This window comes from Cereibacter azotoformans (genome assembly GCF_021391315.1).
GTDB lineage: Bacteria > Pseudomonadota > Alphaproteobacteria > Rhodobacterales > Rhodobacteraceae > Cereibacter_A > Cereibacter_A azotoformans.
Window position 1 is genome coordinate 1,112,927 of sequence record NZ_CP090021.1, and the last position, 24,405, is coordinate 1,137,331.

The window sequence follows — 24,405 nt, forward strand, 5'->3', positions numbered from 1 at the left end:
GATCCGCAGGGGGAGGTCAGCGCAGGCCGGCCGCCTCCCGCGCGAGCCGGGTGATGCCGGCCCAGTCGCCGCTGGCCATCATCGCCTTCGGCGCCACCCAGCTGCCGCCGACGCAGACGACATTGCCAAGCGCCAGATAGTCGCGCGCATTGCCGAGGCCGATGCCGCCCGTGGGGCAGAAGCTGACCTGAGAGAGCGGGCCGCCGAACGCCCTGATCGCCGGAGCACCGCCCGATGTCTCGGCCGGGAAGAACTTCTGCATGCTGTAGCCGCGCTCGAACAGCGCCATCACCTCGGTCGCCGTCGCAGCCCCGGGAAGGAGCGGCAGCCCCTCGGCCGCGCAGGCGTCGAGCAGACGATCCGTGGCGCCCGGCGAGACGCCGAAGCGCGCGCCCGCGGCTTTGGCGGCGGCCACGTCGGCCGGCGTGAGCAGCGTGCCCGCGCCGACGATGCCGCCCTCGACCTCGGCCATGACGCGGATCGCCTCGAGCGCGACCGGCGTGCGCAGCGTCACCTCGAGCGCGGGCAGGCCGCCCGCGACCAGAGCCTCCGCCAGCGGCCGGGCATGGGAAAGGTCCTCGATCACCAGCACCGGGACCACCGCGGCGCGGCGGCAGATCTCGAGGGCGTGGCGGCTTTGTTCGGCGGGCGTCATGTCACTTCCTTTCGGCGGAGGCTCTGATGGCAGGCGGAGGAGCCTCCGGCGGGGATATTTGAGCCAGAATGAAACGGCAAGGAGAGGAGGGAGAGCGGCGCCCCGCCTCGGGCGGCAGAGCCGGGGAAGCGAGGCGCTTTCACTCTGCGCGGTCATCGGCGTCCCCGCCTGTACCGCTTCTGCAGAATGCCGGGACTTCCTTTCATTCTGGTTAAAATATCCCCGCCGGAGGCTCCGACAGGGGATCCGGGCGGCCGGTCAGACGACCACGGCCGCCCCCTCGATCGAGGAGCCGACGGTGGCGCGGAAGGCGGCGAAGAGTTCCCGTCCGATCCCGTGGGCCGAGGCGGCGAGGTCCGCGGCCGCGGGCGTGCGGTCCTCAAACCCTTCCGTCAGCACGTCGAGCCGACCGGTGGCGGCATCGACGCGCACCCGGTCTCCGTCCCGGAGCCTGGCGAGGGGACCTCCCATCGCGGCCTCGGGCGAGACATGGATCGCGGACGGCACCTTGCCCGAGGCGCCCGACATGCGCCCGTCGGTGACCAGCGCCACGCGCAGGCCCCGGTCCTGCAGGACCGAGAGCACGGGCGTGAGCGAATGAAGCTCGGGCATTCCGTTCGCGCGCGGGCCCTGGAAGCGGACCACCACCACTACGTCGGAGGCGAATTCGCCCGCCTTGAAGGCGGCCTTGACGGCCTCCTGATCATGGAAGATGCGCGCGGGCGCCTCGATCGCCCGCCGGTCGGGGGCCACGGCCGAGACCTTCATCACCCCGCGTCCGAGGTTGCCCGACAGCTGGCGCAACCCGCCCGAGGGCTGGAACGGATCAGTCGCGGGGCGCAGGATGCGGTCGTTCTGCGAGGCCGCGGGGCCCGCGCGCCAGACGAGGCCCTCCTCGCCGAGCACGGGCTCCTGGCGGTAGTGCGAGAGACCGTCGCCCGCGACCGTCTGCACGTCCTCGTGCAGGAGCCCTGCATCGAGGAGCTGGCCGATCATGTAGGGCAGGCCGCCCGCCGCGTGGAAATGGTTCACGTCCGCCATGCCGTTCGGATAGACCTTGGCCATCAGCGGCACCACCTCGGAGATGTCGGCGAAATCCTCCAGATCGAGGATCACGCCCGCCGCTCGCGCCATGGCGGGCAGGTGCAGCACGAGGTTGGTCGATCCCCCCGTCGCCATCAGCCCCACCAGCCCGTTCACGAAGGCGCGCTCATCGAGGATCTGCGCCACCGGGCGGTAATCGTTGCCGAGCGCCGTGATCCCGGCGGCCCGTTCAACCGCCGCCACCGTCAGCGCCTCGCGGAGCGGCGTGCCGGGATTGACGAAGCTTGCCCCGGGCAGGTGCAGCCCCATGAATTCCATCAGCATCTGGTTGGTGTTGGCCGTGCCGTAGAAGGTGCAGGTGCCGGGGCCGTGATAGGAGGCCATCTCGGCCGCCATCAGCTCGTCGCGCCCCACCTCACCGGTGGCGAACCGGTTGCGCACCCGCGACTTCTCGTCGTTGGGCAGGCCCGAGGTCATGGGGCCGCCCGGCACGAAGACCGCCGGCATATGGCCGAAGGTCGCCGCCGCCATCACGAGGCCGGGCACGATCTTGTCGCAGATCCCGAGGAAGAGCGCCGCATCGTAGCAGTTGTGCGAGAGCGAGACGCCGGCCGCCAGCGCGATGACGTCGCGCGAGAAGAGCGAGAGTTCCATGCCCGGCTGGCCCTGCGTGACGCCGTCGCACATGGCCGGCACGCCGCCCGCCACCTGGGCCGTGGCCCCGGCGCGCCGCGCGGCGGCCCGGATGAGCCGGGGGTAATCCTCGTAGGGCTGGTGGGCGGACAGCATGTCGTTGTAGGCGGTCACGATCCCGAGGTTCGGCGCGCGGCCGGCGGCGAGCGCCTCCTTGTCCTCGCCCATCGCCGCATAGGCATGGGCCTGGTTGCCGCAGGTCAGATGCGCCCTGACGGGGCCTTCCTCGGCCGCTTTGGCCATACGCTCGAGATAGGCGCTGCGGGTGGCCTGCGAGCGGGCGCGGATGCGGTCGGTGACGCGGGCGACGGTGGCGTTCAGGGTCATGCGGCGGCCTCGATGGCTGAGACGACGGCGCGGTGAACCGCGGCCGGCCGTGGCTGCGTGCGGAAGGGCTGGTGTTGTTAGCGCTAACTAGCTCAATCCCCCGCCGAGGGGAAGGGCCCAGCCCTCCATTCCTTGCGACCGGATGGCCTGCGACAAGATGGGTCAGCACGGCTGCCCGATCTGCATGGGGCGCATGACGGATCTTCTCAACGGGAGGATGTGTGTGCGGGCCGGACAGGTTAGGTTGGCTGCAGGGGAGGGCTGGACCGAAGGAGTGGCTCCATGACCCGGATGAACGGATACGACATGCAGGATTATGTGATCGATCACGTGGCGATCGAATACCACGCGCGCCGGCTGCGCAACGAGGCGATCCGCGAGGGGCTTCACGCCCTCGGCAGCGGCCTGCGCCGGCGGCTCGCGGGCTTTGGCCGCCGCATGGCGCGGGCGCACTGACGATCGCGCAGCGCGCGACGGGCGGGCAGAGTCTCGCAGGGGCCGGAGGGGCTCGGGTGCAAACCCGGGCCCTTCTTCTTTGGCCCGAGCCTTTTCCCTCGGCCCCAAAGCCGTTAGAGGAGGGGCAACCCCAACAGCGGAAGCCCCCGATGACCCGACCCACCGTTCGCCTGCGCCCCAAGGCCGAGGCCCGCGCCATCCGCCACGGCTTTCCCTGGGTCTATGCCGACGAGCTTGTGACCGACCGCCGCACGCAGGCGCTGACGCCCGGAACGCTGGCCGTGCTCGAGGATTCCGAGCGGCGGGTGCTGGGTCTCGTCACGGTCAATGTCGGCTCGAAGATCATCGCGCGGATGCTCGACCGCGATCCCGAGGCGGAGGTCGATGCGGACTGGTTCGCCGCACGGCTCGGCCGGGCGCTCGCGCTGCGTGAGCGGCTGTTCGACCAGCCCTTCTACCGGCTCGTTCATGCCGAGGCGGACGGGTTGCCCGGCATCGTCATCGACCGGTTCGGCGAGGCGGCGGTGATCCAGCCCAACGCGGCCTGGGCCGAGGCGCATCTGCCGGCGCTCGAGGAGGCGCTCGTCCGCGTCACGGGCGTCACGACGGTGGTGAAGAACGGCACCGGGCGGTCGAGGGGCCTCGAAGGTCTGCCCGAAGAGACGGTCGTGCTGCGCGGCGGCCTCTCGGCGCCGGTTCCGGTGCCGATGAACGGCGCCACCTACATGGCCGATCTCACGGGCGGGCAGAAGACCGGGCTCTTCTACGACCAGCGGCCGAACCATGCCTTTGCGGCGCGTCTGTGCTGCGGCGGCTCGGTCCTCGATGTCTTCACCCATGTCGGAGGCTTCGCGCTCGCCGCGCTGGCCGGTGGCGCCGAGCGGGCGCTGGCGGTGGACGCCTCGGGCCCCGCGCTCGCGCTGGCCGAGGCCGGGGCAAAGCTCGCAGGGCTGGGCGAGCGGTTCGAGACGCGGCAGGGCGACGCCTTCCAGGTGCTCGAGGCGCTTGGCGCGGACGGGGCGCGGTTCGATCTGGTGATCTGCGATCCGCCGGCCTTCGCACCGGCCAAACCCGCGCTCGAGGCGGGGCTGCGCGCCTACGAACGGCTGGCGCGGCTGGCCGCGCCGCTGGTGGCGCCGGGGGGCTATCTCGTCCTCTGCTCCTGCTCGCACGCGGCCGATCTTGCGGCCTTCCGCAACGCCTCGGCCCGCGGCATCGGGCGCGGCGGGCGGCGGGCGCAGTTGATCCACACGGGCTTTGCCGGGCCCGACCACCCGATCCTTCCGCAACTGGCCGAGTCCGGCTATCTCAAGTCGCTGTTCTTCCGGCTCGACGGGTGAGGGTCGTCCTCGACGCCTGCGTGCTGTTCCCGACGGTGCTGCGCGAGATCCTGCTGGGCTGCGCAGCGCGGGGGCTGTTCGTGCCGCTCTGGTCCGAGCGGATCCTCGAGGAATGGGCGCGCGCCACGCGGCGCCTCGGGCCGCTGGCCGAGATGCAGGCGCGCAGCGAGGTGGCGGCGGTGCGGGCGGCCTTTCCCGCCGCCACGGTCCCGCCCCAGCCGGGGCTCGAGTCGCGGCTTCACCTGCCGGATGAGGGCGACATCCATGTGCTCGCGGTGGCGATCGGCGGCCATGCCGACGCCATCCTGACCTTCAACGCCGCCGATTTCCCCCGCGGAACCCTTGCGGCCGAGGGGCTCGCGCGGCGCGACCCGGACGGCTTCCTGTGGGAACTCTGGTCCTTCCATCCCGAGGCGGTGGCGGAGGCGGTGGAGGAGACACGCGCCCGCGCCGAGGCGATCTCGTGCGCGCCGGTGGCGCTGAAGGGGCTGCTCAAGCGCGCGCGCCTGCCGCGGCTGGCCAAGGCGCTGCAGGCCTGAGGCGGGGCGCCGTTCGCGCTGCGCGAATGGCTGCGGTCTCAGCCCTCGATCCAGCGCGCCTCGCGCTCCTCGATCCGCCGGATGCGCTCGTCGAGGGCGGGGTGGCTCATCAGCCAGGCGGGCACCGCCGCCCCGTTCATCCCCGACCAGCGGTGGAGCTTGCGGAAGAGCGATTTCTGCGGTTCGGTGCCGATCCCCGCCTTGACCAGCAGGGCCGAGGCGTAGGCATCCGCCTCGTGCTCGTCGCGCCGCGAGAGGCGGGCGGCCAGCGCCGAGGCCAGCATGTTCGCCAGCCAGATGCCGACGAAGGGCAGGAAGCGGTTGAGCACTGCGCCCAGCATCATCATCACCGCATTCTGCCCGGTGAAGTCGATCATCCGGCGCCGCGAATGCCCCAGCGCCACATGGCCCAGTTCATGCGCGATGACCGAGGCCAGCTCGGCCGCCGTCACCTCGCCCGAGCGGTATTTGCGCAGGAAGCCGCGGGTGAGGAAGATCCGTCCGTCCGGCGCGGCGAGGCCATTGACGGGGTCCACCTCGAAGACCGACACCTTTACCGTCGGCAGGTCGAGCGCCACGGCCATCCGGCGGGCGAGCTCCAGGATCTCGGGCTCATCGAGCGGGCGCGACTGGGCGTCGAGCATCCGCTTCGTCCTCCAGGCGGAGAACTGATACATCAGGAAGCCGTAGGCGATGGCAAGGAGAAGCGGTGTCAGTTTGAGCATGGGAGGAATATGGGGCGTCCCGCACGCCGGAGGAAGGGCCGTTCCACCGCTTGACGCCGGAAGGGCATCGGCCCCACGGCCCGCGCGGGAAGATGGGGCCGAGCGTCCCTATTCCTGGATCGACTCGAGATACTGGACCAGTGCCAGCAGCCGTCCGCGCGCCATGATCTCGGCGGCGTAGCCGCCCGTGACCGCGGCCTCGGCCTTGAAGCGGTCGCCCCAGATCGGCATGGGATCGCCATGAGCGCGGACACCCGCGCGGCCATCCACGATCATGAAGGTCTTCTGGAACGGGAACTCCCCGTCATTCGCGGCCGACAGCTTGGTAAGATCGGGCATCTCGATGTTCAGGATCGGGCCCACCGGGCCGTCGCCTTTCGCGCTTTCGCCGTGGCATCCCGCGCAGGCCGCCCTGTATTCGTTGCGCCCGGCCTCTTCCCCGTCCGCCGCAAGCGCCGCACCCGACAGGGCGACGAAACAGGTTGCGGCCATCATCCTTGCCTTCATCTCGCGTTCCCTCCCGCGGCCGTGACGCACTGGCCGGACGGGCGCACGGGCCGCAAGCGAGCGCCGCCGGGAAGTCCGGGCTGGCGGGAACTCCCGCCGTCCTGCCACCTGGACGCAGGACAGGGGTGAGGGTGCAGGGGGCACCGGCGGCTGTCATTGACGACAGTCAGGCCGCGGCAGAGAGGCTCAGCGCGAGAGTTCTTTGACGCCGCTGGCAAGTCCTTCCAGCGTCATGGGCACCATCCGGCCCTCGAAGATCTCGCGGATCATGCGGATCGACTGGGTGTAGCCCCAGTGCGGCTCGGGGACCGGGTTGATCCAGAGGTTCGAGGGCCACTGCGCCCGCGCGCGGCGCAACCAGACCTCGCCGGCCTCGGCGTTCCAGTGCTCGTTCGCGCCGCCGGGGTGCAGGATCTCGTAGGGGCTCATCGAGGCGTCGCCCACGAAGATGCACTTGTAATCGGGCCCGTAGGTGCGGATCACCTGCTCGGTCGGGGTCTGCTCGTCCCAGCGGCGGCGGTTGTCGCGCCACACGCCCTCATAGAGGCAGTTGTGAAAGTAGAAATGCTCGAAATGCTTGAATTCGGCGCGGGCGGCCGAGAACAGTTCTTCCACCACCCGCACATGGTCGTCCATCGAGCCGCCGATATCCAGAAGCAGCAGCACCTTCACCGCATTGTGCCGCTCTGGCCGGGTCTTGACGTCGAGATAGCCGTGCTCGGCCGTGGCCCGGATCGTGCCGTCGAGGTCGAACTCCTGCGCGGCGCCCTCGCGCGCCCAGCGGCGGAGGCGCCGGAGAGCCACCTTGATGTTGCGGGTGCCCAGTTCCACCGTGTCGTCGAGATTGCGGAACTCGCGCTTGTCCCAGACCTTGACCGCGCGGCGGTGGCGGCTCTCGTGCTGGCCGATGCGGACGCCCTCGGGATTGTAGCCGTAGGCGCCGAAGGGCGAGGTGCCGGCGGTGCCGATCCACCTGTTGCCGCCCTGATGCCGGCCCCGCTGCTCGCGCAGGCGTTCGCGCAGCGTGTCCATCAGCTTGTCGAAGCCGCCGAGCGCCTCGACCGCGGCCCGCTCTTCCGGCGTCAGGTGCTTCTCCGCCAGTTTCTCCAGCCATTCGCGGGGCAGGTTCACCGCCTCGAGCACCGCCTCGACGGGGATCGTCTCGAGCCCGCGGAAGCTCTCGGCGAAGGCGCGGTCGAAGCGGTCGAGGTGGCGCTCGTCCTTGACCATGGTCGTGCGGGCGAGATGGTAGAAGCCTGTCACGTCGTAGGTCACGAGACCGGCCGCCATGCCTTCGAGAAAGCCCAGATATTCGCGGAGCGACACCGGCACGCCGGTCCTGCGGAGCGTCTCGAAGAAGGGCAGGAACATCAGCAGCCCCCGCTGCGCATCAGAGCAGACGCTCGATCAGGATGGTCAGGAACAGGCCGATCAGGGCGAAGGCGATGGCGAAGCCCGCGCCATACTGCAGCATGTCGAGACGCTGCCCCCCGTGCCGGCGGGCGGTGGCAGCACCCATGAAGGCTCCGAGAACCGCGCCTGCCAGAACGATCATTCGCTGTCTCCGCCGTCTGTGGAGGCCAGCGCGAGCCGGCCGGGTGTCAGGGCCGCGATCTCGCTCATCCGGGTGCGCACCTCGGCCTCGTCGCCAAAGCCATAGCGCGCCCATGCGAGGCTGTCGAGGCGCGAGGCCCGCGCCTCGGCCGCCCGGCCCTCGAGGCGCAGCGCCTCGGACCGGATCATGAGCAGCGTGGCCAGCAGCGCGGCATTCTCGGCGCGCCTCACGATCGGGATCGCCCGGTCGCACAGGAGGATCGCGTCCGCCGCCTCCCCCGACGACAGGGCCAGAGCCGCCATTTGCATGTCGATATGGGCGGCGTGGATCGCGCCCCCGGGCAGGCTGCGGTAGATCCGGGCCGCCTCGACGAAGGCTGCAACCGAAATCTCCATCTCGTCGGCCATGCCGAGCCGCGCCACCCCGAACAGGCTGAAGGCCATCCGCGCATCCCGCCAGCCCGCGTCCGCCGCGAGGGCCAGCGCCCGGAGCGCCGCGGCTCGCCGCTTGCGGTCGCTGCCCGTGGGGCCGAGCGCCTCCTCGATCGCGGCGATCCAGGCACGCGGCGTGGGGTCGTCGGCCGCAGGTTGGGACAGGCGGCCACCCTTGGGATTGAGCCGCGCCAGCACCTTCGGCAGGGCCGCCGCCGCCTCGTCGCGCGTCATGCCCGACCGCATCTCGGGCGCGTAGGTCACCCGCAGCATCAGCATGTCGAAGCCGGTGAGGACCGTGTGAAAGTTGTCGTCGTTGAAGACGCTGTCCGACAGGCGGTAGAGGTCGTTCAGCGGGCCGATGGCCTGCGCCAGCTCTTCATGCAGGCAATCGCGCACCTCCTGCGGGCTGGTGTCGGCCGGGATGAAGATCGCCACCTGCTCGCGCGTCTCGAGGCTGGCCCAATCCACCTGCGCCTTGCGCCGGACCCGCCGGTAGTCCTCGAACGAGGTCACGCGCGGCACCACGAAGCAGGCCGCCGTCGGCACCAGCGCCTGCATCCGCCGCCGCTCGATGAATTCGATGGCGACCATGGCCGGTGCGGCGGTCTCGCGGATGTCGATCCGCGCCTCGTCGCGCAGCCGCGCGAGCAGCCGCGTCAGGTCACCCGGCGCCGAGGGAGGAACAAGGCCCGTCATCGACACGGTGATCGGTGCCTCGAAGCGCGACATCCTCTCGATGGCGCGGCCACTCTCCATCTGGAAGGTCAGTTCGAGGAAGTCGCGCGCAAGCTCGGCGTTCGGGCGCAGCGGGCGCGACGCGGCTGAGCCAGTAAACATTTTCATGTCGGGAAGCGGGTCGATGACCAGCCAGTGCGGCCGGTGCATCGCGACCTCGGCCTCGGGCACCGCGCCGCAGGCCGAGAGGACGAGGCCCGCCGCGAGGAGAAGCCGCCGCATCAGAGCACCCGGTTGTAGCGGATGAAGGGCGACTTGCGTCCGATCCGGTCGTAGAGCGCGCGGGCGCGGGCGTTGTTCTCGGCCGTGAGCCAGTAGACCGCCGGCGACCCTGCGGCATCGGCGGCGTCATAGACGGCCGAGATCAGCGCGCGGCCGACGCCATGCCCCCGCGCTTCGGGTGTGGTGAACAGATCCTGAAGATAGCAGACATTCTCGACCCGCCAGCAGTGGCGGTGAAAGAGGTAATGGACGAGCCCCACCGCCACGCCGCCCTTCCAGGCGAGGATGCCGCGTGGTTCGGACGGCTCGCCCGAGGTGAGGCGCGTGAAGGTCGAGGCCAGCACCTCCTCGGGCAGCTCGGTGTCGTAGAACCGCAGATAGCCCTGCCAGACGGGGCGCCAGGCGGCCTCGTCCTCGGCAGAAATGGGGCGCAGGACGAGTGTGTCGGACATGTCCATCCCGTGTTGAGGGCCGCTCACCCCTGCCGCCGCGCCATGAAGGCCAGACGCTCGAAGAGATGCACGTCCTGCTCGTTCTTGAGCAGCGCCCCGTGCAGCCGCGGCAGCAGGGTCCGGCCGTCGCGCCGGAGATCCTCGGCCGAGAGATCCTCGGCCAGCAGCAGCTTCAGCCAGTCGAGCACCTCGGAGGTGGAGGGTTTCTTCTTCAGCCCCGGCACCTCGCGCAGTTCGTAGAACTGGGTCAGGGCCGCGGTCAGAAGCTGCTCCTTGAGGTCGGGGAAGTGCACGGCCACGATGGCGCGCATCGTCTCGAGATCGGGAAAGCGGATGTAGTGAAAGAAGCAGCGGCGCAGGAAGGCGTCGGGCAGTTCCTTCTCGTTGTTCGAGGTGATGATGACCACCGGCCGATGCTGCGCCCGCACGGTCTCGCCCGTCTCATAGACGTGGAACTCCATCCGGTCGAGTTCCTGCAGAAGGTCGTTGGGAAACTCGATGTCGGCCTTGTCGATCTCGTCGATCAGCAGCACAACCCTGCCGGGAGCCTCGAACGCCTGCCAGAGCTTGCCCTTTCGGATATAGTTTTTCACATCATGCACGCGCGCGTCGCCGAGCTGGCTGTCGCGCAGGCGGCTGACCGCGTCATATTCGTAGAGCCCCTGCTGCGCCCGGGTGGTGCTCTTCACATGCCATTCGATGAGGGGCATGGCCAGCGACCCGGCCACCTGCCGCGCAAGCTCGGTCTTGCCGGTGCCGGGCTCGCCCTTGACCAGAAGCGGCCGCTGGAGCGTGACGGCCGCATTGACGGCAACGGCAAGATCCTCGGTCGCGACGTAGGAGGAGGTGGATGAAAATTTCATTTACGTCACGTCACCTTGTGGGAAATTGCTGAGACAGGATAGCACAGGTTGAATCCGTCGCAAGGGCGGCGAGGCAGCTAGTGACAAAGGCCCCCGCTTGCGCTAGATGAGCCGCATTGAAGGGAGCGCCGGATGACTGTGAACCACATTTCGGAGCCTGCCGGCCTGCAAGAGAGAGCAGCAGCCATGAAAGCAGAGATCTTTCTGCCTGACGATTATCGCCCCGCCGAAAACGAACCTTTCATGAATGAGCGGCAACTGGAGTATTTTCGCCGCAAACTTCTCAACTGGAAACAGGAACTGCTGGACCAGAGCGCCGAGACCATCGAGGGGCTTCAGGAATCCGGCCGCAACGTCCCCGACATCGCCGACCGCGCGAGCGAGGAAACCGACCGCGCGCTCGAACTTCGCACCCGTGACCGGCAGCGCAAGCTGGTGGCCAAGATCGACGCCGCGCTGCGGCGGATCGAGGCCGGCGAATACGGCTATTGCGAGGTCACGGGCGAGCCCATCTCGCTCCGGCGTCTCGACGCGCGTCCGATCGCGACCATGACCCTCGAGGCGCAGGAGCGGCACGAGCGGCGCGAGCGGGTCCACCGCGACGAGTAGGCGCATCCGCGCCTCACGCCTTGCCCTTCGGCCCTCCGGGCGCAAAAACTGACGCCGGACCATTCTGCGGTCCGGCGTTCGCATGTGGAGGATCCCGATGAGCCTGAAGGATGCCGAGGTCACCGTCCTCGGGGCCGGCGTTGCCGGTCTGGCGGTGGCCCGGGCGCTCGCGCTCCGCGGGGCCGACGTCACCGTGCTGGAGCAGGCCGAGGCGATTCGCGAAGTGGGGGCGGGCCTGCAGATCTCGCCCAACGGGGCGGCCGTGCTGCGCGCGCTGGGGATGGGCGACGCGCTCGAGGCGGCGTCGATGCGCGCGCAGGCGGTCGAACTGCGCAACGGCGTGGGCGGCGATCTGGTGCTGAAGCTGGATCTGGCGCGGCTGCGGCCGGGGCAGGGCTATCACCTGATGCACCGGGCCGACCTGATCGACCTTCTCGCCACCGGGGCCCGCGATGCGGGCGTGCAGATCCGGCTCCTGCAGAAGATTGAGGCGGTGGATCTCGGCGGTCCGAAGCCGCGGCTGGTGACGGCGCAGGGGGCCGAATACACGCCCAACCTGCTGATCGGGGCGGACGGGCTTCATTCGCTGGTGCGCGCCGAACTCAACGGGCCGGCGCAGCCCTTCTTCACCAACCAGGTGGCCTGGCGGACCGTGATCCCGGCCACTCCGGGCGAGCCGGTGGTGGCCGAGGTCCATATGGGCGAGGGGCGCCACCTCGTCAGCTATCCGATGCGCGGCGGCACGATGCGCAACATCGTGGCGGTCGAGGAACGCAAGCGCTGGGTGCAGGAGGGCTGGAACCTCCGTGACGATCCGGTGGACCTGCGGCTGGCCTTTGCCAGCTTCAACGGGCGCGTGCGCCACTGGCTCGAGCAGGTGCCGGACGTCTGGCTCTGGGGGCTCTTCCGCCATCCGGTGGCCCACACCTGGTATCGCGGTCATGCCACCATCCTGGGCGACGCGGCCCATCCGACGCTGCCCTTCCTCGCGCAGGGGGCGAACATGGCGCTCGAGGATGCCTGGGTGCTGGCCGAATGCCTGTCCCGCCATTCGAACGTCATGGGCGGGCTGGCCGAGTATCAGGCGCGCCGCGTGCCGCGCTGCTGCCGCGTGGTGCAGGCGGCCAACAACAACGCCTGGGCCTATCACCTGCGCAGCCCCATCCGCGAGATCGCGCATCTCGGCCTGCGCCTCGGCTCGCGGCTGCTGCCGGGCCCCACGCTGCGCCGGTTCGACTGGCTCTATGGCTACGACGTGACCGCGGCCTGAGAGGCGGCGGGGTCAGCCGGCGGCGCCGGACTCCCGCTTCTCGCCCCGATGGCGCATCACCATGATCGTCTGCTGCATGAGGGCGCAGGCCTGTTCGGCCCCATCGCGCAACGCGACCACCTCGGCCCGCGTCACGATCAGCGTCCGGCCCGCGCGCACCACCTCGCCCCGCGCGATCAGCCCGTGGCCATCGGCCGGCGCCATCAGGTTCATCTTGTATTCCACCGTCAGGACCGAGGCATCGGCCGGCACCAGCGTCATGGCCGCATAGCCCGCGGCCGAGTCCGCGATCATGCCGACCACGCCCCCGTGGATGAAGCCGTGCTGCTGCTCGATCCCGTCCCAGTGCGGCAGGTGGATCTCGGTCCGCCCCGGCTCCACCAGCGGAAGGGTGGCGCGGATGAGATCCATCGCAGCCTGCCGGGCAAAGCTGGCGCGGACGCGATCAAGGGCGGATGAGGACGGCTCGGCCATGGGCGGAAGGCTAAGGCGCGCCGGCCTTCCGCGTCAACGCGGCCCCCGTCCGACGTGGCGTCACGGGCGGCCGGTCAGGCCGCCAGCTCCACCCAGACCGGCACATGATCCGATGGCTTCTCGCCCGCCCGCACCTCGCGGTCGATGCGGACATCGGTCATCAGGTCGGCCGCCTGCGGCGAGAGCAGCAGATGGTCGATGCGGATGCCGTTGTTCTTCTCCCAGGCGCCGGCCTGATAGTCCCAGAAGGAATAGTGCCCCGGGCCAAAGCTGCGGGCGCGGAAGGCCTCGGTGTAGCCGAGGTTCAGGATCCGCCGGAAGGCGGCCCGGCTTTCCGGCAGGAAGAGCGCATCGGTGACCCAGGCCTCGGGGCGCGCCGCATCCTCGGCCTGGGGGATCACGTTGTAGTCGCCCGCCAGCACCACGGGGTCCTCGGTCTCGAGCAGCTCGGCCGCGCGCTGCTTCATCCGGGCCATCCAGGCCAGCTTGTAGTCGTATTTCGGCCCCGGCGCCGGGTTGCCGTTCGGCAGGTAGAGCCCGCAGACCCGCACCGCGCGCTGGCCCACGACGGTGGCCTCGATCCAGCGGGCCTGCACATCCTCGGCGTCGCCCGGCAGGCCGCGCACCACATCCTCGAGCGGCAGGCGCGAGAGGATCGCCACCCCGTTGAAGCCCTTCTGCCCGTGCGTCTCGAGATGCCAGCCTCGGTCCTCGACGACCGCGCGTGGAAAGGTCTCATCGACCGACTTGATCTCCTGCAGCAGCACGACATCGGGGCTGGCCGCCTCGAGCCAGGCCAGAAGCGCCTCAATCCGGGCCTTGATGCCGTTGATGTTGTAGGTGGCGATCTTCATGGCGCGCTCCTCGGGGCGGATCGGGTCCTTGGGCCGGCGCGCGGCAGGACGGACGGGAAGGGGCCTTCGCCCTCAGATCGAGAACGAGGTCCCGCAGCCGCAGGAGCTGGTGGCGTTGGGATTGTTGATCACGAAGCGCGAGCCGATCAGCTCGTCGGCATAGTCGATCTCGGCGTTGGCGAGGAACGGCAGCGAGACCTGATCGATCAGCACCTTCTGGCCGTCCTTCTCGATCACCAGATCGTCCGATCCCGGATCGTCGAGCTTGATCTCATACTGAAAGCCCGAACAGCCGCCGCCCTCGACCGCGACGCGCAACGCGCGCGTCTCGCCCGAGGCTTCGGCGATTTCGGCAAGGCGGGCAAAGGCCCGGTCGGTCACCCGCGGCGGTAGGTTCATCAGAAACCCCGTGTCAAATCGGTCATCCACCCATATAGGATGGGGCAAAACAGGTCACAAGAACAGGCAGATTGATGCTGGCGCCCTATGCCTGCCAGCCCGGCGAAAGCCGCGGCCGGCAACAGCCCGAGAGCATGTCCACCTTCCGCTCGCCGTTCCAGCGGGATCGAGACCGGATCATCCATTCCTCGGCCTTCCGGCGGCTGAAGCACAAGACTCAGGTCTTCGTGGAACATGAGGGCGACTACTACCGCACGCGGCTCACCCATTCGATCGAAGTGGCGCAGGTCGCGCGGACCATCTCGGGCGTGCTGGGGCTGAACACCGATCTGGCCGAGTGCATCGCGCTGGCCCACGATCTCGGCCACACGCCCTTCGGCCACACCGGCGAGGATGCGCTGGCGAAGCTGATGGAGCCCTACGGCGGGTTCGACCACAACGCTCAGGCCATGCGGATCGTGACCCGGCTGGAACGCCATTACGCCGAGTTCGACGGACTGAACCTCACATGGGAGTCGCTGGAAGGCATCGCCAAGCACAACGGCCCGGTCGAGGGGCCCTTGCCCTATGCGCTGGCCGAGGCCAACGCGCAGTGGGATCTGGAACTGCACACCTACGCCTCGGCCGAGGCGCAGGTGGCGGCGATCGCCGACGACGTGGCCTATTCGCACCACGACCTGCACGACGGGCTGCGCTCGGGCCTGTTCACCGAGGACGACCTGATGGAGCTGCCCGTCACCGCGCCCGCCTTTGCCGAGGTCGATGCGCTCTATCCGGGGCTGGAGCCGATGCGCCGGCGGCACGAGGCGCTGCGGCGCGTCTTCGGCCGCATGGTCGAGGATGTGATCGCCGTGGCGCAGGGGCGGCTCGAGGCCGCGCAGCCGAAGTCGGTCGAGGAGATCCGCCAGATGGGCGCGACCGTGATCCGCTTTTCGAAACCTCTCTATCAGGAGCTGAAGGTGATCCGCAGCTTCCTGTTCCACCGGATGTATCGCGCGCCCTCGGTGATGAAGGAACGCGCGAAGGTGACGGCGGTGGTGAACGATCTCTTTCCGCTGTTCATGCGCCAGCCCGAACTTCTGCCGCAGGAATGGCGGCGCGATGTCGAGGCGGCCGAGGACGAGACGACGCTCGCCCGGATCGTCGCCGATTACGTCGCCGGCATGACCGACCGCTTCGCCCTGCAGGAACATGCCCGCCTCTTCGGCTGAGAGGCGGGGGCAGGGCGCTCTTCGGGCCGGGCGCGGGCGATCCTTCTGTATCGGCGCGGGAACCTCGGGCCGCGTGAGGCGATTTGGCATTCGAAGGAGTTTGCCATGACCGATGCCTCGCCCTCCGATCCCGACCGCGGCCGCGGGGCCCGGCGCCCGCGCGACATTCCGGCCAAGGGCTGGAAGGACATCGCCCTGCGCGTCTGGCGCTCGATCGACGAGGACCGCGTCATGCTCGTGGCGGCGGGGGTGACCTTCTACCTTCTGCTGGCGCTCTTCCCGACGCTTGCGGCCTTCGTCTCGCTCTATGGTCTCTTTGCCGATCCTGCTGTCATCGCCGATCAGGTGGAGTCGCTGCGCGGTGTGCTTCCGGCCGAGGGGATCGAGCTTGTGACCGCGCAGCTGCGAACCCTCGCCGGTGGCCAGAGCGCGTCCCTGACCGTGGGGTTCGCCATCTCCTTCCTCATCGCCTTCTGGAGTGCGAATTCCGGCATGAAGGCGCTGATCGAGGCGATGAACATCGCCCACGACGAGCGCGAGAAACGCTCGTTCCTCAAGCTCACGCTGCTCTCCTTTGCGCTGACGCTGGGGGCGATGACGCTGTCCATCCTGATGATCACCGCGGTCGCGGTGGTTCCGGCGGTGCTGGCCATCTTCGATCTCGGCTCGGTGGCGTCCGTGCTGGTCTGGCTCGTGCGGTGGCCGCTCTTGCTGCTGGTGGTGGCGGGGGCGATGGCCGCCCTCTACCGCTGGGCGCCCTCGCGCAAGGCGCCGGAATGGCGCTGGGTGACATGGGGCAGCGGCATCGCCACGGTGGTCTGGCTGGTGGCCTCGATCGCCTTCACCATCTACCTCGAGAATTTCGCCAACTACTCGGCCACCTACGGCTCGCTCGGGGCGCTGGTGGGCCTGCTGCTCTGGATCTGGATCGCGGTGATGATCCTGATCATCGGGGCCGAGATCAACTCCGAGATGGAGCATCAGACCGCGCGGGACAGCACCGTCGGGCCGAACCGTCCGATGGGTCAGCGCGGGGCGGTGATGGCGGACACGCTGGGCGAGCGGTCGGACTAGCGGGCCTTTCAGCCCTGCCGCATCGCCGCGACCAGCGCCGAGGGCGACAGGCCCACCGGATTGCCCTTCATCGACGAGGAGGCCAGCGAGGCGTCCGCCACGCGGGCAAGATCCCCCGCTTGCAGACCGAGATCGGCCAGCCGCGGCAGGCCGGCCTTGCGGACCCAGGCCGCCAGCGCCTCGGGCGCCTCGGCGGGCGGGGCGGCCAGCGTCCGGCCCAGCACCGCGCAGACCTCGGCCAGCCGCGCGCGGGCGGTGCTGCCGGGGGCCGAGGCGGTCAGGTTCGCCCGCAGCACCGGCGCCAGAAGCGTGCCGCAGATCGCCCCGTGCGCAGCCCCGGTGACGCCGCCGATCACGCCCGCCAGACCATGCACCGCGCCGAGCCCGCCGTTTGCCAGCGCCAGCCCGCCGCAGAGGCTCACCCAGGCGATGCCGTCGCGGGCCGTCGCGTCCTCGCCCTTCATCAGGCGCATCAGCGCGCCCATCCCTTCCGCGATGGCCGGGCGCGTGATCGCGTCGGTGAAGGGCGTCGCGCGCGCCGAGACGAAGGGCTCGATCACCTGCGTCACCGCATCCAGCCCCGAGGCCAGTGTCACCGTGCGCGGGCAGCCGTCGGTGAGGGCCGGATCGGCCAGCGCGATCCGCGCAAGCATCCGGTCGTCGCGGAGCGAGACCTTGCGGCGGTGCTCGGGCACGCCGATCACCGCGTTCTTCGTGACCTCGCTGCCGGTGCCCGAGGTGGTGGGCAGCGCCACGAAGGGCAGGGGCGGGGCCACCAGCGGCCGGCCCCGCCCGACCACTTCCAGATGTTCCATCGGCCCGTCCGGCGCGGGCACCAGCGCCGCGAGCGCCTTGGCCAGATCGAGCGCCGCCCCGCCGCCAAGGCCCGCCACCGCCTCCGGTTCAAAGGGCCGCGCCCGCGCGAGCGTCTCCTCGAGGAGCGCCAGATCCGGCTCGCAGGGGCAGGGTACCGCCAGAACCTCGACCCCCTCGGCCCCGAGCGCCGCAACGAGCCAGTCCGCCCGCGCCGGGTCGCGGCCATGCACCAGCAGCACCCGCCGTCCAAAACCCGCGATCAGGCCGGCCGCGCGCCGCGCCTCGCCCCGCCCGAAGAGGATGCGGCCGGGCGCCGCGATGCCGAAGGGGGTCATACCGCCATCACCGCGCGCACGGCCCGTCCCCAGCGGGCGTATTTCGCGTCGCGCGTCGCCGCCTCCATCCTCGGCTCGAAGCGCCGCTCCAGCGCCCATCCGGCCGCGAACTCCTCGGGGCCGGGGCAGAGGCCCGCCTGCATCCCGGCCAGCCAGGCCGCGCCGAGCGCCGTCGTCTCGCGCACCACCGGCCGGTCCACCGGCGCGCCGATGATGTCGGCCAGAAACTGCATCGACCAGTCCGAGGCGGTCATGCCGCCGTCCACCCGCAGCACCCCCTCGGCGCCCGCCGCCCAGTCCGCCCGCATCGCCTCGAGCAGGTCGCGCGTCTGGTAGCCCACGCTCTCCAGCGCGGCGCGGGCGAACTCGGCGGGGCCGGAGTTGCGCGTCAGGCCGAAGACCGCGCCCCGGCTGTCCGGCTTCCACCAGGGTGCGCCAAGGCCGGTAAAGGCCGGCACGATCACCAGATCCTGCGCCGCGTCCGAGGCCGTGGCCAGCCCGTGCGTCTCGCCCGCCTCGCGGATGATCTTCAGCCCGTCGCGCAGCCACTGGACGACGGCGCCCGCGATGAAGATCGAGCCCTCGAGCGCATAGGTCCGCTGCCCGCCCAGTTGGTAGGCGATGGTGGTGAGCAGGCGCGAGCGGCTCGTCACACGTTCCGCCCCCGTGTTGAGCAGCGCAAAGCAGCCCGTCCCGTAGGTCGATTTCATCATGCCGGGGCGGAAGCAGGCCTGCCCGCAGGTGGCGGCCTGCTGGTCGCCCGCGACGCCCAGGATCGGGATCTCGCGCCCGAAGAGGTCCGGCCGCGTCATGCCGAAGGGCGCGGCGCAGTCCTTCACCTCGGGCAGCATCTCCATCGGGATGTCGAGCAGGCCGCAGATCTCGGCGTCCCATTCGCCGCGGCGGATGTCGAAGAGCATGGTGCGCGCGGCGTTGGTGGCATCGGTCACATGGGACCGCCCCCCCGTCAGCTTCCAGATGAGGTAGCTGTCCACCGTCCCGAACAGCAACTCGCCCCGCCGGGCCCGCGCGCGCGCGCCCTCGACATGGTCGAGCAGCCACTTGACCTTGGTGGCCGAGAAATAGGGGTCGAGCAGCAGCCCCGTCCGCTCGGTGATCATGGGTTCCTGCCCCGCTTCGGCCAGGCTCTGGCAGAGGTCGGCGGTGCGGCGGTCCTGCCAGACGATCGCATTGTGGATCGGATGGCCGGTGGCGCGTTCCCAGATCACCACCGTCTCGCGCTGGTTGGTGATGCCGATGGCGGCGAGGCTGCCGTCGATCTCGGCCCGCTCGACCGCGGCGCGCGCCGTTGCGGCGACGCTGGACCAGAGGTCGGTCGGATCATGCTCGACCCAGCCGGGGCGGGGGTAGATCTGCGGAAACTCCTCCTGCGCGACCGACTTCAGCGAGAGGCTCGCGTCGAAGACCATCGCGCGCGAGGAGGTGGTGCCCTGATCGATGGCGAGGATGTGGCTCATGCGTCTCTTCCCGGTTCGTCTTGCCCGAATCCTCCCGATGCTGCCGCGCCTTGCGACGAGGCGGAAGGGCTCGGGGAAGACGGCGAGCCGGAATCCTGTCGGGTCGCCTCGCGTCTTGCCTCGGCCAGGGGGCGGGACGGCCCGCCCCCCGCTCGTGTCAGCCCTGCTGCCAGGACTTGATGAGTTCGTCGTAGGGGATCGTCTCACCCGCGGGTTTCTCGTTCTCGAGCTTGCCCACCGGCGCGCCGGGCGCGTCGAGCCATTCCTGCGGGTCTTTCTCCTCGTTCAGCTTCGGCCCGAGATCACCCTGCACGCCGGCCCGTTCCAGCCGCGCCAGCACCCGCTCCTGCTCGGCGCAGAGCGCGTCCAGCGCCTCCTGCGGCGACTTGGCGCCCGACATCGCATCGCCGATGTTCTGCCACCAGAGCTGCGCGAGCTTCGGGTAATCCGGCACGTTCGTCCCGGTGGGCGACCACTGGACGCGGGCGGGCGAGCGGTAGAACTCGACCAGACCGCCAAGATTGGGCGCGCGGTCGGTGAAGCTCTGGTGCTGGATGGTGGATTCGCGCACGAAGGTCAGGCCGACGTGGCTCTTCTTCACGTCCACGGTCTTCGACGAGACGAACTGGGCGTAGAGCCACGCGGCCTTGGCGCGGTCGTCGGGGGTGGATTTCAGCAGCGTCCACGAGCCCACGTCCTGGTAGCCGACCTTGGTGCCTTCGGTCCAGTAGGCGCCATGCGGCGAGGGGGCCATGCGCCACTTGGGCGTGCCATCCTCGTTCATCACCGGCAGGCCCTCCTTGACCATGTCGGCGGTGAAAGCGGTGTACCAGAAGATCTGCTGGGCGACCTCGCCCTGCGCGGGCACCGGCCCGGATTCCGAGAAGGTCATGCCGGCGGCCTGCGGCGGGGCGTATTTCTGCAGCCATTCGATCGCTTTGGTGATCGCATAGACCGCCGCCGCGTCGTTGGTCGCGCCGCCGCGCGCCACGCAGGAGCCCACGGGACGCGAGTTCTCGTCCACCCGGATGCCCCATTCATCGACCGGCAGACCGTTCGGATCGCCCTTGTCGCCCATGCCCGCCATCGACATCCAGGCGTCGGTGTAGCGCCAGCCGAGGCTTGGGTCCTTCTTGCCGTAATCCATGCTGCCATAGGCGCTCGTCGGCCCGCCGAGCGCGCTCATGTCGCGGCCGGTGAAGAACTCGGCGATGTCCTCGTAGGCCGACCAGTTCAGCGGCACGCCCAGCTCGTAGCCGTACTTCTCCTGGAAGTCGGCCTTGGTCTCTGGATCGTCGAACCAGTCGGCGCGGAACCAGTAGAGGTTGGCGAACTGCTGGTCGGGCAGCTGGTAAAGCTCGCCATCCGGCGCGGTGGTGAACTTCAGGCCGATGTAATCGTCGAGATCGAGGCCGGGGTTGGTGACATCCTGGCCCTCGTTCGCCATCCAGTCGGTCAGGCTGCGGGCCTGCTGGTAGCGCCAGTGGGTGCCGATCAGGTCGCTGTCGTTGATGTAGGCGTCATAGATGTTCTCGCCCGACTGCATCTGCGTCTGCAGCTTCTCGACCACGTCGCCTTCGCCGATCAGGTCGTGGCTGACCCGGATGCCCGTGATCGCGGTGAAGGCGGGCGCCAGCACCTTGGATTCATATTCATGCGTGGTGATGGTCTCCGAGACCACCTTGATGTCCATGCCGGCGAAGGGCTGCGCCGCGTCGATGAACCATTGCATCTCGGCTTCCTGCTCCTCGCGCGTGAGCGAGGACATGTCGCCGATCTCGGCATCGAGGAACTGCCGCGCAGCCTCGATGTCGGCGAAGGCCGGTGCCCCCAGCGCCATCAGCGCCAGCGCCATGGCTGTCGTGCCGTATCTCATGTCAGGTCTCCTCCCAAAGACGGACTTTGGCCGGGCATCCCCCCGGCGAGGGTCGTCACACCCAGCGGAAGACCGCTGCGGCGTAGATCAGGCAGAGCGCGAGCGCCCCCCAGAGCGGCGGTCCCATCAGGCCGAGCCACAGAAGGCACAGGAAGGCCGAGCCCAGAAGCGAGATGAACAGCCGATCCCCCCGCGTCGTCTCGATCCGAAGGATGCCCACCCGCGGCGTCTCGGGCCGCAGCACCGCCAGGGCGGTCATCAGCAGCAGAAGCGCCGCGATGGTGACGAAGAAGGCCGCCGTGGGCCATGTCCAGGCCATCCAGGCCATGTCGATCCTCCCCTACGGATAGAACTCGCACCAGGCGGTGTAGAACCAACCACGGATGTCGGTTTGCCGGCCCCCGACCACTCCGCCCTCGGCCAGGCACCACTTGCCCTGACACTTCCGATGGTCGAGGAACAGGGCGTCGCCGTTGCGGACGCGCGCAATCTCGGCGTTCTCCGAGCCCGGTCCCCTGCGGACGGACAGGAAGCCGTCGCCATTGGGATCGAGGCCTCGGACGAGGCAGCCGCCCTCCCACGGCTCGGCCGCCCCCTGGGCCGGGGCGAGGCCCGGCGTCAGGGCCGCACAGGCCACGATCACGCACAGAACTTTATGAAGCATCACACCCTCCCCAGTGCAAAACCCTTGGCGATGTAGTTTCTCACGAACCAGATCACGAGGCCGCCCGGGATCAGCGTCAGCACTCCGGCCGCCGCCAGCACGCCCCAGTCGAGGCCCGAGGCCGAGACCGTCCGCGTCATGGTGGCGGCAATCGGCTTGGCGTTCACCGAGGTCAGCGTGCGCGACAGGAGCAGTTCCACCCAGCTGAACATGAAGCAGAAGAAGGCGGCCACCCCGATTCCGCTCGCGATCAGCGGCATGAAGATCTTCACGAAGAAGCGCGGAAAGGAATAGCCGTCGATATAGGCGGTCTCGTCGATCTCCTTCGGCACGCCGCGCATGAAGCCCTCGAGGATCCAGACCGCCAGCGGCACGTTGAAGAGGCAATGGGCCAGCGCCACCGCGATATGGGTGTCGAAGAGGCCGACCGAGGAATAGAGCTGGAAGAAGGGCAGCGCGAAGACCGCGGGCGGCGCCATGCGGTTCGTCAGCAGCCAGAAGAACAGGTGCTTGTCGCCAAGAAAGCGGTAGCGCGAGAAGGCATAGGCCGCGGGCAGGGCCACCGTGATCGAGATCGCGGTGTTCATGACCACATAGATCAGAGAGTTCACATAGCCCATGTACCAGGCCGGATCGGTGAGGATCGTCCGGTAGTTCTGGAATGTCAGGTCATGCGGCCAGAGGGTGAAGCTGCGCGTGATCTCGGCGTTGGTCTTCAGGCTCATGTTCACGAGCCAGTAGATCGGGATCAGCAGGAACAGCAGATAGAGCACCATCACGAGGGCCGAGCCGGGACGCTTCATGGCCGGACCTCCGACGGGTTGCGGTCGGGACGGGCGGTCATGGCCGGTCCTCGCGGTCGAGATTGGTCATCACGGTGTAGAACACCCACGAGACCAGCAGGATGACGAGGAAGTAGATGATCGAGAAGGCGGCGGCGGGGCCGAGGTCGAACTGCCCGATGGCCATCTTCACGAGGTCGATCGACAGGAACGTGGTCGAGTTGCCGGGCCCGCCGCCCGTCACCACGAAAGGCTCGGTGTAGATCATGAAACTGTCCATGAAGCGCAAGAGCACCGCGATCAGCAGCACGCCCCGCATCTTGGGCAGCTCGATGTAGCGGAAGACGGCCCAGCGGCTCGCCTGGTCGATCTTGGCCGCCTGGTAATAGGCCTCAGGGATGGACTGGAGCCCGGCGTAGCACAGGAGCGCCACCAGCGACGTCCAGTGCCACACATCCATCACGATCACCGTGACCCAAGCGTCGAGCCAGTCGCTGGTGTAGTTGTAGTCGATCCCCATCGCGGTCAGCGTGCGGCCCAGAAGCCCGATGTCCACCCGGCCGAAGATCTGCCAGATCGTGCCCACCACGTTGAACGGGATCAGGAGCGGCATCGCCATCAGGATCAGGCAGAGGCTGGCCCAGAAGCCCTTCTTGGGCATGTTGAGGGCCACGAAGATCCCCAGCGGCACCTCGATGGCGAGGATGATCGCGGTGAACAGCACCTGCCGGCCGAGCGCCGCATGGATGCGCTCGGAGGTGATGGTCTCCTCGAACCATTCGAGCCCCGCCCAGAAGAACTCGTTGTTTCCGAACGTGTCCTGCACCGAATAGTTGACAACCGTCATCAGCGGGATGACGGCCGAGAAGGCCACGAGCAGCAGCACCGGCAGCACGAGGAACCAGGCGCGGTTGTTCCAGCTCTTGTCCATCAGGCGGCCCTCCGGGCGCCGACCGGCTGCACGCGCCAGTCGTCGGAATAGACGTTGATCTTCTCGGGGGCGAGTTGCAGGAAGGCGCTCCCGGTGGCGGCGGGTCGGTCCTCGGGCAGCAGCAGGTTCACGGGCTGGCCGAAGACCTCGCCGCGCAGGATCCGGTGGCGGCCCACATCCTCGATGCGGCGGATCGTGACCGGCAGGCCCGCGTCGGCGAGCGACACGAACTCCGGCCGGACGCCGATCTGCACCCGCCCGCCGGTGGGAGGGTAGGTCGCGCCCAGCGGGACAGGGTGGCCCATGACGCGGGCCATGTCGCCCGACACCTCCGCCTCGAAGAGGTTCATGCCGGGCGAGCCGATGAAATAGCCCACGAACGTGTGGCCCGGCGTCTCGAACAGCTCTTCCGGCGTGCCGGTCTGCACCACGCGCCCCTCGTGCATCACCACCACCTTGTCGGCGAAGGTCAGCGCCTCGGTCTGATCGTGCGTGACATAGATCATCGTGTGCCCGAACTCGCGGTGCAGCCGCTTGAGCTGGGTGCGCAGCTCCCATTTCATGTGCGGGTCGATCACCGTCAGCGGCTCGTCGAAGAGGATCGCGTTCACATCCTCGCGCACCATGCCCCGGCCGAGGCTGATCTTCTGCTTGGCATCCGCGGTAAGTCCGCGGGCGCGGGTGTCGAGCGCGCCTTCCATGCCGATCATGCGGGCGATCTGGCCCACCCGCGCCTCGACATAGGCCGCATCCCGGCCGCGGTTGCGCAGCGGGAAGGCCAGGTTCTCGCGCACCGTCATCGTGTCGTACACCACGGGAAACTGGAACACCTGCGCGATGTTGCGCTCGGCGGTGGGGGCGTCGGTCACGTCGCGCTCGCCAAAGAGCACGCGGCCGCGGCTCGGGCGCAGGAGGCCCGAGATGATGTTCAGAAGCGTGGTCTTGCCGCAGCCCGAGGCGCCGAGCAGCGCATAGGCGCCCCCGTCCTGCCAGACATGGTCCATCTCCTTAAGGGCGAAATCGGCCTCGCCCCTGGGCTTCGGCAGGTAGCTGTGGGCGAGGTTGGAGAGGGTGATCCGTGCCAT

At 69.3% G+C, this 24,405-nt stretch carries 27 protein-coding genes; 7 read left to right on the plus strand and 20 right to left on the minus strand.

What is annotated here, in order from left to right:
• Positions 1 to 16: 16 nt before the first annotated feature.
• Both eda and edd read right to left on the minus strand, forming a co-directional pair.
• Positions 17 to 655 carry a bifunctional 4-hydroxy-2-oxoglutarate aldolase/2-dehydro-3-deoxy-phosphogluconate aldolase gene (gene eda, locus LV780_RS05535; RefSeq protein WP_108220782.1) on the minus strand — a complete coding sequence of 213 codons (639 nt, stop codon included), beginning with the start codon at positions 653 to 655 and terminating at the stop codon, positions 17 to 19.
• 258 nt (positions 656 to 913) lie between these two features.
• Positions 914 to 2,719, minus strand: coding sequence for a phosphogluconate dehydratase (gene edd / locus LV780_RS05540; RefSeq protein ID WP_117344946.1), 1,806 nt, complete (start codon positions 2,717 to 2,719; stop codon positions 914 to 916).
• 282 nt (positions 2,720 to 3,001) lie between these two features.
• Between edd and LV780_RS05545 the strand changes: the two genes are divergently transcribed.
• From LV780_RS05545 to LV780_RS05555, 3 genes are all read left to right on the plus strand, one after another.
• Entirely contained in the window at positions 3,002 to 3,175 is a 174-nt protein-coding gene (locus LV780_RS05545; protein WP_085996557.1) for an RSP_7527 family protein, read from the plus strand.
• A gap of 149 nt (positions 3,176 to 3,324) precedes the next feature.
• A complete protein-coding gene (locus LV780_RS05550) occupies positions 3,325 to 4,515 on the plus strand; it encodes an RSP_2647 family RNA methyltransferase (RefSeq protein ID WP_108220780.1) in 1,191 nt (396 codons plus the stop codon).
• Positions 4,512 to 5,054, plus strand: a complete 543-nt coding sequence (locus LV780_RS05555; protein ID WP_108220779.1) for an RSP_2648 family PIN domain-containing protein — start codon at positions 4,512 to 4,514, stop codon at positions 5,052 to 5,054. The genes LV780_RS05550 and LV780_RS05555 overlap by 4 nt, the downstream gene beginning before the upstream one ends.
• 38 nt (positions 5,055 to 5,092) lie before the next feature.
• Here LV780_RS05555 and LV780_RS05560 read toward each other — a convergent pair whose 3' ends face one another.
• From LV780_RS05560 to LV780_RS05590, 7 genes are all read right to left on the minus strand, one after another.
• Positions 5,093 to 5,779 carry a M48 family metalloprotease gene (locus LV780_RS05560; protein WP_011908223.1) on the minus strand — a complete coding sequence of 229 codons (687 nt, stop codon included), beginning with the start codon at positions 5,777 to 5,779 and terminating at the stop codon, positions 5,093 to 5,095.
• A gap of 108 nt (positions 5,780 to 5,887) precedes the next feature.
• Positions 5,888 to 6,286 carry a c-type cytochrome gene (locus LV780_RS05565; RefSeq protein ID WP_233863915.1) on the minus strand — a complete coding sequence of 133 codons (399 nt, stop codon included), beginning with the start codon at positions 6,284 to 6,286 and terminating at the stop codon, positions 5,888 to 5,890.
• 186 nt (positions 6,287 to 6,472) lie between these two features.
• Positions 6,473 to 7,657: a vWA domain-containing protein gene (locus tag LV780_RS05570; RefSeq protein ID WP_108220778.1), complete on the minus strand. Its 1,185-nt coding sequence runs from the start codon at positions 7,655 to 7,657 to the stop codon at positions 6,473 to 6,475.
• 19 nt (positions 7,658 to 7,676) lie between these two features.
• Positions 7,677 to 7,841 (minus strand): hypothetical protein, encoded by a 165-nt coding sequence (locus LV780_RS05575; RefSeq protein ID WP_011908226.1) that lies wholly within the window; start codon positions 7,839 to 7,841, stop codon positions 7,677 to 7,679.
• Entirely contained in the window at positions 7,838 to 9,232 is a 1,395-nt protein-coding gene (locus LV780_RS05580; RefSeq protein ID WP_108220777.1) for a DUF2927 domain-containing protein, read from the minus strand. The genes LV780_RS05575 and LV780_RS05580 overlap by 4 nt, the downstream gene beginning before the upstream one ends.
• Positions 9,232 to 9,684: a GNAT family N-acetyltransferase gene (locus tag LV780_RS05585; protein ID WP_101341456.1), complete on the minus strand. Its 453-nt coding sequence runs from the start codon at positions 9,682 to 9,684 to the stop codon at positions 9,232 to 9,234. Before LV780_RS05585 ends, LV780_RS05580 begins: the two co-directional genes overlap by 1 nt.
• 23 nt (positions 9,685 to 9,707) lie before the next feature.
• A complete protein-coding gene (locus LV780_RS05590; RefSeq protein ID WP_011908229.1) occupies positions 9,708 to 10,547 on the minus strand; it encodes an AAA family ATPase in 840 nt (279 codons plus the stop codon).
• 186 nt (positions 10,548 to 10,733) lie between these two features.
• Between LV780_RS05590 and dksA the strand changes: the two genes are divergently transcribed.
• Both dksA and LV780_RS05600 read left to right on the plus strand, forming a co-directional pair.
• Entirely contained in the window at positions 10,734 to 11,156 is a 423-nt protein-coding gene (dksA, locus tag LV780_RS05595; protein WP_044247956.1) for an RNA polymerase-binding protein DksA, read from the plus strand.
• 97 nt (positions 11,157 to 11,253) lie between these two features.
• Positions 11,254 to 12,426 carry an FAD-dependent monooxygenase gene (locus tag LV780_RS05600; RefSeq protein ID WP_011908231.1) on the plus strand — a complete coding sequence of 391 codons (1,173 nt, stop codon included), beginning with the start codon at positions 11,254 to 11,256 and terminating at the stop codon, positions 12,424 to 12,426.
• 12 nt (positions 12,427 to 12,438) lie between these two features.
• On the opposite strand, the gene LV780_RS05605 is transcribed toward LV780_RS05600, so the two are convergent.
• The 3 genes from LV780_RS05605 to erpA form a co-directional block, all read right to left on the minus strand.
• On the minus strand, positions 12,439 to 12,837 hold the full coding sequence (locus LV780_RS05605) for a PaaI family thioesterase (protein WP_205025746.1): 399 nt from the start codon (positions 12,835 to 12,837) through the stop codon (positions 12,439 to 12,441).
• 137 nt (positions 12,838 to 12,974) lie between these two features.
• A complete protein-coding gene (gene xth, locus LV780_RS05610; RefSeq protein WP_108220775.1) occupies positions 12,975 to 13,754 on the minus strand; it encodes an exodeoxyribonuclease III in 780 nt (259 codons plus the stop codon).
• A gap of 72 nt (positions 13,755 to 13,826) precedes the next feature.
• The gene (gene erpA / locus LV780_RS05615) at positions 13,827 to 14,153 is read right to left on the minus strand and encodes an iron-sulfur cluster insertion protein ErpA (RefSeq protein ID WP_011908234.1); all 327 of its coding nucleotides are present in this window, start codon (positions 14,151 to 14,153) and stop codon (positions 13,827 to 13,829) included.
• A gap of 74 nt (positions 14,154 to 14,227) precedes the next feature.
• On the opposite strand from erpA, the gene LV780_RS05620 reads away from it, so the two are divergent.
• Entirely contained in the window at positions 14,228 to 15,364 is a 1,137-nt protein-coding gene (locus LV780_RS05620; RefSeq protein ID WP_101341447.1) for a deoxyguanosinetriphosphate triphosphohydrolase, read from the plus strand.
• Between the two features lie 105 nt (positions 15,365 to 15,469).
• Positions 15,470 to 16,438, plus strand: a complete 969-nt coding sequence (locus LV780_RS05625) for a YihY/virulence factor BrkB family protein (RefSeq protein WP_101341446.1) — start codon at positions 15,470 to 15,472, stop codon at positions 16,436 to 16,438.
• 8 nt (positions 16,439 to 16,446) lie between these two features.
• On the opposite strand, the gene LV780_RS05630 is transcribed toward LV780_RS05625, so the two are convergent.
• From LV780_RS05630 to LV780_RS05665, 8 genes are all read right to left on the minus strand, one after another.
• A complete protein-coding gene (locus LV780_RS05630; RefSeq protein ID WP_108220774.1) occupies positions 16,447 to 17,589 on the minus strand; it encodes an iron-containing alcohol dehydrogenase in 1,143 nt (380 codons plus the stop codon).
• Positions 17,586 to 19,067, minus strand: coding sequence for a glycerol kinase GlpK (gene glpK / locus LV780_RS05635; protein ID WP_108220773.1), 1,482 nt, complete (start codon positions 19,065 to 19,067; stop codon positions 17,586 to 17,588). Before glpK ends, LV780_RS05630 begins: the two co-directional genes overlap by 4 nt.
• Before the next feature lie 157 nt (positions 19,068 to 19,224).
• Positions 19,225 to 20,943: an ABC transporter substrate-binding protein gene (locus tag LV780_RS05640; protein WP_011908239.1), complete on the minus strand. Its 1,719-nt coding sequence runs from the start codon at positions 20,941 to 20,943 to the stop codon at positions 19,225 to 19,227.
• Between the two features lie 55 nt (positions 20,944 to 20,998).
• Positions 20,999 to 21,271: a DUF2160 domain-containing protein gene (locus LV780_RS05645; protein WP_108220772.1), complete on the minus strand. Its 273-nt coding sequence runs from the start codon at positions 21,269 to 21,271 to the stop codon at positions 20,999 to 21,001.
• Between the two features lie 12 nt (positions 21,272 to 21,283).
• Positions 21,284 to 21,607: a hypothetical protein gene (locus LV780_RS05650; protein WP_011908241.1), complete on the minus strand. Its 324-nt coding sequence runs from the start codon at positions 21,605 to 21,607 to the stop codon at positions 21,284 to 21,286.
• Complete coding sequence (locus tag LV780_RS05655; protein ID WP_011908242.1) at positions 21,607 to 22,410, minus strand: carbohydrate ABC transporter permease; 804 nt, start codon at positions 22,408 to 22,410, stop codon at positions 21,607 to 21,609. Before LV780_RS05655 ends, LV780_RS05650 begins: the two co-directional genes overlap by 1 nt.
• 37 nt (positions 22,411 to 22,447) lie before the next feature.
• Complete coding sequence (locus tag LV780_RS05660) at positions 22,448 to 23,320, minus strand: carbohydrate ABC transporter permease (protein WP_108220770.1); 873 nt, start codon at positions 23,318 to 23,320, stop codon at positions 22,448 to 22,450.
• On the minus strand, positions 23,320 to 24,405 hold the full coding sequence (locus tag LV780_RS05665) for an ABC transporter ATP-binding protein (RefSeq protein WP_011908244.1): 1,086 nt from the start codon (positions 24,403 to 24,405) through the stop codon (positions 23,320 to 23,322). The genes LV780_RS05660 and LV780_RS05665 overlap by 1 nt, the downstream gene beginning before the upstream one ends.